Origin of the sequence: Corynebacterium simulans (assembly GCF_001586215.1) — a bacterium.
In the GTDB taxonomy this organism is placed as follows: Bacteria; Actinomycetota; Actinomycetes; order Mycobacteriales; family Mycobacteriaceae; genus Corynebacterium; species Corynebacterium simulans.
Window position 1 is genome coordinate 91,465 of sequence record NZ_CP014634.1, and the last position, 12,693, is coordinate 104,157.

Here is a 12,693-nt window from a genome sequence, read left to right on the forward strand (position 1 = left end):
CGTGAACCATGCCGACAAGTCAGGTTGGCCTAAAATCCCCCGCGGATTCTTTGGCTCCGCTTCGTTTCTTTTGCACCTACTTGCGGGCGCGGCGCTGCGGGCGGGGTGGAGTCACGCCGTCGGCAAGGCGGCGCGTCCAGATGAGGAACGCAGTGTGCGCGTTCATGCGGTGCTCTGGACGGGTGGCAAGGCCTTCCACCTTCCATTCACGCACGAGGGACTCCCAGGCCTTCGGCTCGGTAAAGCACTTCAGCTCGCGGATCCCCTCCATGACCTTCATCAGCTGCGGCACGGTAGCCACGTAGGTCATGAAAACGCCGCCTGGGATCAGGATGTCGCGAACCTTCTCCAGGTGCTCCCACGGCTCAAGCATGTCGAGGATGACGCGGTCAACCGGACCGCCGAGTTCTTCCACGGTGACGTCCGCCAAATCACCCAAGCGCGGCGTCCACCACTCAGGCTGCTCGCCGAAGTATTCCTTGACGTTGTCCACGGCGTACTCCAGGTGGTCATCGCGCACCTCGTAGGAGAAGACGTGTCCCTGCGGGCCAACGGCGCGCAGCAGCGTCATGGACAACGCACCGGAGCCGGCGCCAGCCTCCAAGACGCGTGCGCCCATGAAAATATCGCCTTCGACCAGGATCTGCGCGGAGTCCTTCGGATAGATGACCGCCGCGCCACGCGGCATGGAAAGCACGTGGTCCACCATCAAGTGACGGAAGAGCAGGAAGTCGCTGCCCAGCGTGGAGCGCACCACGGAGCCCTCATCCAGACCGACGATTTCGTCGTGGCGGATGATGCCCTTGTGCGAGTGAAACTCGCCGCCTTCCTCAAGTATCACCGTGTAGTGGCGGCGCTTAGCATCGGTCAGTTGGACGCGATCGCCATAGTGAAAAGGTCCGGAATAAGGCATGGTGTGTGCTTCCTATGCTTTCTCGTGGATTTAAAGGAGGTTTAATTAACCCAACAAGTATGCCTCAATGGCCTTGGCCATCCATACTTGGTCACGTTCGCCGACCATCTCGCGTGCGGAGTGCATAGAAAGCATCGGCACGCCGACGTCGACGGTGTCGATACCTAAGCGGGTCGCGGTGATGGGACCGATGGTGGAGCCACAGGGCACGTCGTTGTTGCCCACGAAGCGCTGGAAAGGAACCTTGGCCCGCTCGCATGCGCGCTCCCACAGGGAGACGGTCGTTGCGTCGGACGCGTAGCGCTGATTGCCGTTGATCTTGGTGACGGGGCCCTTACCGATAATCGGGTGATGCGTGGGATCGTGCTTGCCTGCGTAATTAGGGTGGACCGAATGCGCGGCGTCGGCCGACACGCAGCAAGAACGCGCATACATTTGATACCGCTCCTCCTCGTTGGCTCCCAGCGCGCGACCAGTGCGCCCCAGGACATCGGCGAGAATCGGGCCGGCAGCACCGAAACGAGAAGCCGAGCCCACCTCTTCGTGGTCGAAGGCAGCCATGACCAAAATGTCTTCGTGTCCATAGTCCTTCTGCTGGGCGGCATTGCGCATTGCGACGAGGCTGGCAAACACGGAAGAAAGATTATCCATGCGGCCGGCCGCGATGAAGCGCTCACCGGTGCCGAATACGGCGCCCCGCTGGGCATCGGCAGTAATGAGATTGAATGCAGAGATCTCATCCTGAGCCACGCCGATGGACTCCGCTACCACGCGCAATACCGAGGCATCGGGAGTGCCCACGGAAAGCACCGGCTGCATGTTGTGCTGGCGATCCGGCTTGAACTCGTCCTTGCGGTAGAGGTGGATAGCCAGCGAAGGAAGACGCAGAATCGGGCCGGTGTTAACCAAATGATGCACGCCATCCTTCGTTACCACCTGACCGGCAACGGTCAGCTCACGGTCAAACCAGGTATGCAGCAACGGGCCGCCGTAAATTTCTACCGCGACCTGCTGCCAGCCCGCAGCATCAAAATCGGGGGTCGGCTTGAGCACAAGGCCCGGCGAATCTGTATGAGAACCGATGATCCTAAACGCGGAGTGTTTGCCCGCGCCCTCCGGCACGAACCAAGCCATGATGGCGCCGCCGCGAATCATGTAGTGGCCGCCTGGGGCTGCTGACCATTCCGCGGCCTCATCCTGGCGGACAAAGCCCACCTCTTCTAGCTGGCGCGCCACCTCGTGGGCCGCGTGATAGGAAGAAGGAGAAGCGGCTATGAAATCAAGGAACTCATCCGAAATACTCATGCCTCCTACTTTGCCATGAATTGCGCCGCGCTAGGCTAAAAGGACCATGGCTGATGCACGAAAACCTCGCCCGTTGGCGCTTTCGCCTTCTCGGGCCTCAGACTATAAACAGTGCCCACTTCTCTACCGCTTTCGGGCAATTGACAAGCTCCCCGAGCCGAAGACCGTAGCGCAAGTAAAAGGGACGCTGGTCCACGCAGTTTTAGAAAACACCCACAAGCTGCCGCGCGAAGAGCGTGACTACCCCGCTGCAGTGAAAATGATTAAGCCGGAATGGGCCAAAATGGTCGCTGCCGACGCCGAGCTTAAAGAGCTCGTGCCCGAGGAAGAAACCCTCGATTTCTTCGTAGCGGCCCGCGAATTGCTCAAGGGCTATTTCCAGATGGAAAACCCGCAGGGCTTCGATGCTAAAGAATGCGAGATGTACGTCAATACTGTCTTGCCAAACGGCGTGCCGGTCCGCGGCTTCATCGACCGCGTGGACGTTGCCCCAACCGGTGAGGTCCGCGTCGTGGATTATAAGACCGGCAAGAAGCCAATCCCCCGCTTTAGCCAAGACGCCCAGTTCCAGATGCGTTTCTACGCGCTTGTCTATTGGCGAATGCTGGGCGTCATCCCCGCCCAGCTGCGCTTGATGTATCTCAAGGTCATTGACTCGATGTTCCTTACCCCAACCCGCGAAGAGCTGGAGTACTTCGAGCGCGACCTAGGCGAGCTCTGGGCAAAGATCGAGGGCGACGGTAAGGAAGGTCTCTTCCGCCCGAAGACCTCGAAGCTTTGCGGCTGGTGCTCTTTCCAAGAGCTTTGTCCTGAATTCGGCGGAACCCCGCCCGAGTATCCGGGTTGGCCGGGCTCCGCCGCAGATAACTAGAACAGGCCGGAAATGGTGCCATCGGCGGCAACATCGATGTTGTTGGCCGCCGGCTTCTTCGGCAGACCCGGCATGGTCATGACGTCGCCAGTCAGCACCACGATGAAGCCCGCGCCAGTACGCGGCAGCAGCTCGCGCACGTGGAGGGTATGGCCCTCTGGAGCGCCCAAGGAAGCCGGGCTATCGGAGAAGGAGTACTGCGTCTTTGAGATGACCACTGGGAAGTTATCCCAGCCATTGTCCTTGATGTACTGCAGGTCCTTCTTGGCCTTCGGGTCGTACTCGATAGAGGTTGCACGGTAGACCTCGGTGGCGATCTTTTCGATGGACTTTTCCACGCCCTCTGCTGGATCGTAGAGCTGATGTGCCTGACCCTCGGAGAGGTTTTCTAAGAGAGTTTCTGCCAACTCCTTGGCTCCTTCGCCGCCCTTTGTCCAGACATCTGCCTCAGCCAGGGCGACGCCAAAGTCCTTGGCCCAGGTCCGCATGAATTCGCCCTCGGCCTCGGTATCGCTGTAGAAGGAGTTGAGCGCAACTACTGGTTGCAGACCAAACTTGCGGATGTTTTCAACGTGGCGCTCGAGGTTGACGATGCCCTTGCGCAGTGCGTCAAGATTTTCCGTGGTCAGGTCCTCACGGGCCTGGCCGCCGTTGTACTTTTGGGAGCGGATGGTGGCAACGACCACAGCACCCGCGACGTCGAGCTCGCCAAAGCGAGCCTTGATATCCATGAACTTCTCGCCGCCCAAGTCAGCGCCAAAGCCAGCCTCGGTGAGCACAATGTCGCCGAACTTCATCGCAGTCTGTGTTGCAAGCAAGGTGTTGCAGCCATGCGCAATGTTGGCAAAAGGTCCACCATGTACGAATGCTGGGGTGCCGCCGAGAGTCTGCACGAGGTTCGGGTTGAGGGCGTCGCGCATCAAAGCGGTTAGTGCGCCCTCAGCACCAAGCTCGCGTGCCGTGACTGGCTCTTGGTCGAAGGTATAGCCAACGGTGATATCACCCAAGCGCTTCTTAAGGTCTTCGAGGTCAGTAGCCAGGCCCAAGATAGCCATGATCTCAGAAGCTGCGGTGATGGTGAATCCAGTTTCCGCAGGCACTCCGTGTGCCGGGCCGCCGAGGCCGGTGACGATGCCGCGCAGCGCACGGTCATTGACATCGAGGCAGCGCTGCCAGGTCACGCGGCGCGGGTCGATGCCGAGCTGGTTTCCTTGGTGTATGTGGTTATCGACGATGGCAGCCAAGGTGTTGGTGGCCGCTGCGATGGCATGGAAATCACCGGTGAAATGAAGGTTGATATCCTCCATCGGGACAATTTGGGAATAACCACCGCCGGCGGCACCACCCTTGATGCCCATGACTGGGCCTTGGGAAGGCTCACGCAAAGCGACGATGGCCTTGTGCCCCAGTAGTGCCAAAGCATCGGTTAGGCCAATCAGCGTGGTGGACTTGCCTTCACCAGCCGGTGTTGGAGAAACACCAGTGACGAGCACCAGCTTGCCTTTAGTGGGAAGGTCCTCGAGCTTCGTGATATCCACCTTGGCTTTGGTGTTGCCATAAGGAATTAGCGCTTCCTCCGGGATTCCCGCACGAGAAGCAATATCGGTAATTGGCTCCAGTTTGTGAGCCTGTGCGATTTCGACGTCTGAGAGTTGGGTAGCCATGGCTTTATGCTACAGAGAAAAGCCGCCCGATCTGCCGGTTTCGGAGAAAAGGACAGTGGGCGGCTAAATTGTCAAATCGCGGGCTCTAGGCGATGACAGCACCGAGTGCGTAACTCAGCAGAACAGCGACCACGATGGAGACCGTTCCTGGGATAAGGAATGGATGGTTGAACACGGCCTTTCCGATGCGGGTGGAGCCGGTATCGTCCATCTCAACTGCGGCCAGCAAGGTTGGGTAGGTCGGGAGGATGAACAGAGCGGAAACGGCTGGGAATGCGGCCAGTGCGGTCAGCGGACTTGCGCCCAGGGCCAGTGCGGCCGGCAGCAGCGCCTTGGTGGTAGCAGCTTGGGAGTACAGCAGTGCGGCGGCGAAGAAGAGAACGACGGCCAGCATCCACGGAGCGGACTTGACGACGTCGCCCGCCATGGCCTGGATGTTGTCCATGTAGTGGTTGATGAGCGTGGTGCCCAGCCAAGCGACGCCGAGAACACACATGGAAGCAGACATACCGGACTTGAATACCGGGGTGTTGAGGATGTCGGCGGCTGGAATCTTGGTGATCATCACGATGAGCGTTGCTGCGGTGAGCATGACCGTCATGATGGCCTCGTTGCGTGGCAGAGTCGGTTCTGCGATGAGGCCAACCTGCTCCGAGGTCAGCGTTGCCCAAATCATGACAATGACGATGGCAGCCAGGAAGATGTAGATGGAGGCCTTTGCACCCTTTTGCGTGCTTTGGTCGGTGTGTCCCTTCGGCATTGCGACGAGGCCCTGTGCGAGGCGCTCCTGATAGACCGGATCGTCTTCTAGTTCCTTACCCGAGTGGTTTGCTAGCCAAGCAGCCGGGAAGATGCTGAGGAATGTTGCTGGAATAAGAACGCCGAGCAGCTGGAGGTAACCGATGCCGGTTGGCTCCAGAAGTGAGGCCAGCAGGACCACAGCGGCGGAAATCGGCGAGGCACAGATTGCCATCTGGGAGGCTACAACGGCGATGGAAAGCGGACGCGATGGGCGTACCTTGCCTTCCTTTGCTACCTCGACGATGACGGGCAGCGTAGAGAATGCGGTGTGGCCAGTACCTGCTAGAACGGTCATCAGCCAGGTGACGATCGGTGCATAGTAAGTGATGCGGCGCGGGTTCTTACGCAGGAAGCGCTCGGCCACCTGGACTAGGTAGTCCATACCGCCCGCGCGCTGCATGGCGGCGATGGCGGCAATAACGGTCATGATGATGCCGATGACGTCGAAAGGAATATCTTCTCGGGTAACCGGTACGCCTGTTAGGCCCAGCAAGAGGACGCCGAGACCGCCGGCGACACCGATGCCGATTGAGCCAATGCGGGCACCTAAGTAAATCGCGGCAAGGACAATGAGGATATGGACTACAGCCATGAGAATCTCCACAAGGTCGAAAAATTAAATGGCTTCCTCAGCCGAAAATAAACGAGTCAGCCATGCTCTGTCCTCCCCATTGTCCCCCAAATCATGTGGCTTTGGTTAATTAAAACGCCCGTTTGTGCTTGTTCCCACAAAAATAGCCTATTGCATTACGGTTGGTTGATTGAAAACCAAAGAAATCCCTGTACAGCAACAAAACGACGAAAGGCCATGTGGTAAAACCACATGGCCTAAAACCCGTACTTAATAGCTCGCGGGGGCGCTGATACATTTAGGGCTTAGGTCGGATTTAGTCCTCGTCGATGTAGAGCTGGCCGCGGAACTCTGGGTGCATCAGGTTCTCAACGGACAGAACCTTGGACAGGGTTGCCTCGTCCATAAGGCCCTTCTCCAGAACGAGTTCCTTGACGCCCTTGCCGGTCTTCAGGGACTCCTTAGCGATTTCGTCACCGTTGTGGTGACCGATGAACGGGTTCAGGTAGGTGACGATACCGATGGAGTTTTCAACGTATGCGCGGCAGACATCAGCGTTGGCGGTGATGCCGGTGACGCACTTCTCGCGCAGGGTGTCAACAGCGTTGCCCATGATACGGATGGACTGGAACAGTGCCTCACCGATGACCGGCTCCATGACGTTGAGCTGGAGCTGGCCAGCTTCAGCAGCCATGGTGACAACGTGGTCATTGCCGAAGATCTTGAAGCAGACCTGGTTGACAACCTCTGGGATAACCGGGTTGACCTTACCCGGCATGATGGAGGAACCAGCCTGGCGAGCAGGCAGGTTGATCTCGCCCAGGCCAGCGCGTGGGCCGGAAGCCAGCAGGCGCAGATCGTTACAGATCTTGGCCAACTTCATAGCGGTGCGCTTGATGACGGAGTGCAGCAGAACGTATGCGCCGCAGTCGGAGGTTGCTTCGATGAGGTCGCGAGCGGTCTTGATCTCCAGGCCAGTGACCTCGGATAGAGCTGCGGTGACCTGGTGGCGGTAGCCAGCTGGGGTGTTAACGCCGGTACCGATTGCGGTGGCACCGAGGTTGATCTCCAGCAGGCGCTTCTGAGCGTCGCGCAGTACAGCCTGCTCCTCAGCCAGGTTATGAGCGAATGCCTTGAACTCATCACCCAGGGTCATAGGAACAGCGTCCTGCAGCTGGGTGCGGCCCATCTTCAGGATGTCCTGGAACTCGTTGCCCTTGTCGTGGAAAGCGTTCTGCAGGGAATCGATACGCTCGATCAGGGTGTCCAGGGAGTAGTACAGACCCAGGCGGAAACCGGTTGGGTATGCGTCGTTGGTGGACTGGGACATGTTGACATCATCGTTCGGGTTGATGATGTCGTATGCGCCCTTTTCCTCGCCGAGGTACTCAAGAGCGAGGTTGGCAACAACCTCGTTGGTGTTCATGTTCAGCGAGGTGCCCGCGCCGCCCTGGAAGACGTCGAGCGGGAATTGGTCCATGCAGCGACCCTCGTCCAAGATCTGGTCACATGCCCAGATGATTGCTTCTGCCTTCTGCTTAGGCAGAACGTGCAGACGACGGTTGGCCATTGCGGTGGCCTTCTTGACCATCACCATGCCGCGGATGAAGTCTGGAATGGTGTTGATAGTGACGTAGGAGATCTGGAAGTTGTCGATGGCGCGCAGGGTGTGGACACCGTAGTACGCGTCATTCGGGATCTCCATGGAGCCGAGAAGGTCGGTCTCGGTGCGAGACTTCTTAGAAGAAGACTTCTTAGCCTTGGCAGCGTCCTTGGCCTCGTTAGCAGAAGGTTTTACGCCCTCCTGCTTAGCGTCGATTTCTGCATCCTTCTTAGTGGTCTTAGCCATTTGGCGGGACTCCTTAAGTGGTCAATACTCGCTGAAAAATCCGCGAGCATTTCGAACGATAGTTGTTTGAGTAAACTCAAGGCCCATCGTAGCTAGAGCAGGCATTCCGGCGTTCAATCTGCGCAAGATCTCTAAAATTTACCCCTAAAAGCGGGCGATGCGTAGCTCTGATGCCAGGATAGCTTCCGCTCCCAACGCCGAAAGGTGGTCCATAATTCGATTCGCATCCTGCCGTGGGACCATCGCGCGCACCGCTACCCAATTGTCCCTTGCGAGAGGGGCAACCGTGGGCCCGGTAAGCCCCGGTGTTACTGCCGAAGCCGCCTCCAAGTCTTCTTTGGGCACGTTGTAATCGAGCATCAAATAGTTACGCGCATTTAGGATGCCCTGGATGCGTTGGAGGACTACTTGCTCTTCATCGCTCAATCCCACGCCGGCGCGCTTGATGAGGACCGCCGTGGACTCGGTGATGGCTTCCCCAAACGGGGCAAGCCCCTGCTGACGCAGCGTCGCTCCGGTAGAGACCACGTCTGCGATCGCATCGGCAACGCCTAAGTGGATGGAAATTTCCACCGCACCATCGAGGCGGATAACTTCAGCTTCAATCCCCCGCTGCCGCAGATCCGCGCGCACGAGATTGGGATAAGAAGTAGCGATCTTTTTGCCCTGCAGCTTCTCAATGGTCCAGTCTTCACCTTGGCGGGCGGCGTAGCGGAAAGTGGATGCGCCAAAGCCTAGATCTAGAACCTCGTTGAATGATGCGCGGGAGTCACGCGCGAGATCGCGACCAGTAATGCCTAAGTCCAAGACGCCTTGGGCGACGTAGATGGCGATGTCTTTGGGGCGCAAAAAGAAAAACTCGACACCGTTAGCCTCGTCAACGATGTTGAGTGCCTTGGAGTGCCCGCGGCCTTTGTAGCCGGCTTCTGCCAAGATGCTAAGGGCAGCCTCGGACAATGATCCCTTGTTGGGAACGGCAACTTTAATCATCTTAAGGCTCCTTCCCTTTAGAGATACTTGTAGATATCTTCTGGCCTAAGGCCCCGCTTTAGCATCATGACCTGTAGCCAGTAGATAAGTTGCGACATTTCCTCGGCGAGCTCTTCGTCGGATTGATACTCGGCAGCAATCCAGACCTCACCGGCTTCCTCGATGATCTTCTTGCCAAGATGATGAGCGCCCTTATCGAATGCAGTCACGGTTCCAGAGCCCGCCGCACGGGCCTGAACCTTCTCGGACAGTTCTGCAAAAAGGGACTCGAAATTCTTCACGGATTCTATTGTTGCATAGAAACTTGGCTCCGAGGGCTAAAATCGATAACTAAATAGATTTGGACGAATTAGAGCTGATCTCGCCAAACCACGCATAGACATCGGCCGCATTAACGCCGTCTAAGTGACGCGCAGGCCGTAGCGTAGAAATTTCAGTTACTTCCGCTGGAACCACTACCCTGTCATCCTCCGGTAGGCCAATGACATGGCAGCCGGCGTCGACAGCCGCACGCATGCCCGCAGCGGAATCCTCAAAGACCAAGCAATCAGCGGGATGAAGGTCGAGGCGACGCGCTGCCTCCAAGTACATATCGGGTGCAGGCTTTCCGGCTGGTACTTCGTCACCGCAGATTGTATCGACGAAGAACTCTTCGCCTATCTCCGGAATGGCCGAAGAAGCGACATAGCGCTCCGTATTCGTGGTGACCATCATCGGCATACCATCCGCATGCAGTTCGCGCAGAAGCTCCGGGATACCTGGGAAGATTTCTAGGTTGCCGTGGAAGAGATTTTTGACGTAGTCAAAAGTAACCTCCTGGTAACGCTGATAGTCACCGGGCATAAGCTCGACTCCAGCCAACTCAGCGCAGACTGAAAGAGTTTTTTCAAAAGTGCCGCCAACCGTAGCAAGCCGCTCCTTCGGGGTCATTGCATGGCCCATAAGGCTAGACAGATGCAATGTGGCTTGGGCCCACAAAGGCTCAGAGTTGGTTAGTGTGCCGTCCATGTCCCAAAAGATTGCTGCGGGCCGTTTGGGTATGGCTTGACTGGATGCGAAACCTGCAGATTCGAAAGATGAGCTCATCAAAAGATAAGGGGTTACGTTTAGAAGTCGAGCTCAGGCAGTTGCGCCAAGGCTTCGTCATCGGCGCCGGTGGCTGCGGAGGCATTGTAGATAAGCTCAGAGAGCTCTTCCTTTTCCTCCGGCTCCAAAACTGCATCCGCGTTCTTGCGGTTGAACGCAGCCAGCTTCTCGACTGACTTGTTTACGCTCGCGGCAAGAGATTGCCCGTCTGGATCATCAGGGAGTGCATCAAGATCGTCAAGAAGCTTTTCCACAATGGAACGCAGCTCTGGAAGAACGCCGGCGTCGAAGGGCGCCTCCCAGAATTCTTTCTCTTCTTCTTTGAGGTAGCTGCCAGTGGCAAAAGACTCGAGATTGCTGATGAACTCATCGACGGTGGGCTGAAAGTCTGCGCGAATGCTCATGAAGTGAATTCTGCCTGATATTTCTTAAACGTGCACGCCAAGTAGCGAATAAAAAGCGGTGCGCAGCAATTCAGCCGCCTGCTCGTCATCTGCGCCGCGCTCGCCCGCTGCCCACTCGTCGACGGCCTGCAAAGCTGCCGGCGTATCCAGGTCATTGGAAAGCGCGAGACGCACTGCGTCGACAAGCGCCTGTGCGGCATCTACGCTGCCCGGATTCTCCAGAGCCTTACGCCAGTTTGCCAGGCGTTCGTTGGCCGCGTGCAGAACCTCATCGGACCAATCGCGCTCGCTGCGATAGTGGCCTGCGAAGACGCCCAGGCGAATGGCGGAGGGATCAACGCCCGCTTCAACCAGCTTGTGTACGAAAACGAGGTTGCCCAGAGACTTCGACATCTTGACGCCGTCGAGGCCAATCATGCCGGTGTGCACGTAAACCTGCGCCATACGCTCCACACCCAAGGCTGCCTCCGCATGCGCTGCTGAGAACTCGTGGTGTGGGAACTTAAGATCGCTGCCGCCGCCCTGGATATCAAACGAGGCGCCCAGGCGATTGGTGGCGATAGCAGAACACTCAATGTGCCAACCAGGTCGGCCCGGGCCAAATGGAGAATCCCATGCCGGCTCGCCTTCACGGTTAGCGCGCCAAATCAAGGCATCCAGCGGGTTGCGCTTTCCTGGACGCTCAGGGTCCCCACCGCGTTCGGCGAAGAACTCCTCCATCTCCGCTGCGGAGTAGTTGGACTCGTAACCAAAGGCTTCCGTGGCTTCGATGGACGCATAGACGTCGGGGTATTCGGGGTCGTCAACGATGTAGGCGGCGCCGGCGTCGAGAAGCTTGCCCACCATCTCGGTGACCTCATCGATGGCTTCCATCGCGCCCACGTAATCCTGGGGTGGCAAAACAGAAAGCAGCTCCATATCGGAGCGGAAAAGATCAATCTGGGAGGTGCCGAGCTCACGCCAATCGACGCCGTCGCGCTCTGCACGCTCAAAGAGCGGGTCATCCACATCCGTGATGTTTTGGACGTAATGAACCTTGTAGCCGTTATCCAGGAGCTGGCGATAGGCCAGGTCAAAGGTCAAATATGTTGCCGCGTGGCCCAGGTGGGTCGAATCATAGGGAGTAATACCGCACACGTACATGGTGGCGGTGTCCCCCGTTACCTCTACCTTCTGGATCTGCTGATCCGCGGAGTCGTAGAGGCGGAGTGCGTGGGGTTTCCCTGGAACTAATTCAACATGGGGTTCAGGCCAAGAATGCATGCGGTCTATCGTAGCGCCCTTTTCATGCCTAATGCACTTTGTACAGCATTAGGCATCAGGCAGGGCTAATAGCCAGTTATGAGAAAACCGGCCTATGGCTGAAGGTAGCCGAAAGCGATGAGCGCCATGATGATAATGCCCACTGGGATGCGGTATGCGGCAAACCATTCGAAGGAATGGTTGCCCACGAACTTCAGCAGCCATGCAATGGAGGCATAGCCAATCGCAAAGGCGATGAGGGTGCCCACCAGCAGCTGCGCGCCGGTTGCGGACTGGCCGACAGTCGGGCCGAAGGCATCCCCCAAAGAAAACAGCCCGGAAGCCAACACGGCTGGGATTGCGAGCAAGAAGCTAAATCGAGTTGCCACCTCGCGGTCGAGGCCCAAGAAGAGACCTCCAGAGATGGTACCGCCGGAACGGGAAACGCCAGGCACCAGCGCCAAGCACTGGCATAGACCCATGACGATGGCGTCCTTCATGTTCAATTCTTCGAAGCCGCGCTCCTTTTTTCCGGTGCGCTCAGCCGTGATGAAGACAAAAGAGAAAAGGATGAGCATCGCAGCCGTAATCCACAGGTTGCGCAGATTGTCACGGATGAAATCCTTGCCCAGCACGCCCAGGATGCCGATCGGAATGGAACCGACAATGACCATCCATCCCATTCGATAGTCTTGACCCCGTTTTTCCTTGTTGAAAAGTCCAGCAAACCAGCCTTTAAGGATCTGCCAAATCATTCCGGCGAAGTAGACCAATACGGCTGCTTCCGTACCAAGCTGGATCACGGCAGTAAAGGATGCACCAGCGTCTTGACCCCAAAAAAGCTCGGAGACGATCCGCAGGTGGCCGGAAGAGCTAACTGGCAGAAACTCGGTGAGGCCTTGGACAATGGATAGGACGATGACCTGAAGCCAGGACATTGCGTCTGTTGCTGCTGCAGTATTCACTTGGGTGAGCATACATAGTCTGGCGCGCTTCG

The 12,693-nt window shown here is 57.6% G+C and carries 12 protein-coding genes; 1 reads left to right on the forward strand and 11 read right to left on the reverse strand.

From position 1 onward, the window contains the following. Positions 1-76: 76 nt before the first annotated feature. Together WM42_RS00425 and WM42_RS00430 are read right to left on the reverse strand one after the other, a co-directional pair. Positions 77-913: a tRNA (adenine-N1)-methyltransferase gene (locus WM42_RS00425; protein ID WP_061922473.1), complete on the reverse strand. Its 837-nt coding sequence runs from the start codon at positions 911-913 to the stop codon at positions 77-79. 45 nt (positions 914-958) lie between these two features. Further along, the gene (locus tag WM42_RS00430) at positions 959-2,218 is read right to left on the reverse strand and encodes a M18 family aminopeptidase (RefSeq protein ID WP_061922470.1); all 1,260 of its coding nucleotides are present in this window, start codon (positions 2,216-2,218) and stop codon (positions 959-961) included. A gap of 46 nt (positions 2,219-2,264) precedes the next feature. On the opposite strand from WM42_RS00430, the gene WM42_RS00435 reads away from it, so the two are divergent. Then, positions 2,265-3,089, forward strand: a complete 825-nt coding sequence (locus WM42_RS00435) for a RecB family exonuclease (RefSeq protein ID WP_061922467.1) — start codon at positions 2,265-2,267, stop codon at positions 3,087-3,089. On the opposite strand, the gene WM42_RS00440 is transcribed toward WM42_RS00435, so the two are convergent. From WM42_RS00440 to WM42_RS00480, 9 genes are all read right to left on the reverse strand, one after another. Then, on the reverse strand, positions 3,086-4,753 hold the full coding sequence (locus WM42_RS00440) for a formate--tetrahydrofolate ligase (protein WP_062035034.1): 1,668 nt from the start codon (positions 4,751-4,753) through the stop codon (positions 3,086-3,088). The two genes, WM42_RS00435 and WM42_RS00440, sit on opposite strands and share 4 nt — an antisense overlap. Before the next feature lie 85 nt (positions 4,754-4,838). Then, positions 4,839-6,146 carry an anaerobic C4-dicarboxylate transporter gene (locus WM42_RS00445; protein ID WP_062038975.1) on the reverse strand — a complete coding sequence of 436 codons (1,308 nt, stop codon included), beginning with the start codon at positions 6,144-6,146 and terminating at the stop codon, positions 4,839-4,841. 295 nt (positions 6,147-6,441) lie between these two features. Beyond that, positions 6,442-7,974 (reverse strand): aspartate ammonia-lyase, encoded by a 1,533-nt coding sequence (aspA, locus tag WM42_RS00450; protein ID WP_061922458.1) that lies wholly within the window; start codon positions 7,972-7,974, stop codon positions 6,442-6,444. Between the two features lie 144 nt (positions 7,975-8,118). Beyond that, positions 8,119-8,964 (reverse strand): ATP phosphoribosyltransferase, encoded by an 846-nt coding sequence (gene hisG, locus WM42_RS00455; RefSeq protein ID WP_061922455.1) that lies wholly within the window; start codon positions 8,962-8,964, stop codon positions 8,119-8,121. A gap of 17 nt (positions 8,965-8,981) precedes the next feature. Next, complete coding sequence (locus WM42_RS00460; RefSeq protein WP_062035036.1) at positions 8,982-9,245, reverse strand: phosphoribosyl-ATP diphosphatase; 264 nt, start codon at positions 9,243-9,245, stop codon at positions 8,982-8,984. Between the two features lie 49 nt (positions 9,246-9,294). Next, positions 9,295-9,972: an HAD family hydrolase gene (locus tag WM42_RS00465; protein ID WP_246815585.1), complete on the reverse strand. Its 678-nt coding sequence runs from the start codon at positions 9,970-9,972 to the stop codon at positions 9,295-9,297. Between the two features lie 98 nt (positions 9,973-10,070). Next, complete coding sequence (locus WM42_RS00470) at positions 10,071-10,454, reverse strand: hypothetical protein (RefSeq protein ID WP_062035040.1); 384 nt, start codon at positions 10,452-10,454, stop codon at positions 10,071-10,073. A gap of 24 nt (positions 10,455-10,478) precedes the next feature. Next, the gene (gene mshC, locus WM42_RS00475) at positions 10,479-11,717 is read right to left on the reverse strand and encodes a cysteine--1-D-myo-inosityl 2-amino-2-deoxy-alpha-D-glucopyranoside ligase (RefSeq protein ID WP_062035042.1); all 1,239 of its coding nucleotides are present in this window, start codon (positions 11,715-11,717) and stop codon (positions 10,479-10,481) included. A gap of 92 nt (positions 11,718-11,809) precedes the next feature. Continuing rightward, on the reverse strand, positions 11,810-12,634 hold the full coding sequence (locus tag WM42_RS00480) for an undecaprenyl-diphosphate phosphatase (RefSeq protein ID WP_201040701.1): 825 nt from the start codon (positions 12,632-12,634) through the stop codon (positions 11,810-11,812). Positions 12,635-12,693 lie beyond the last annotated feature (59 nt).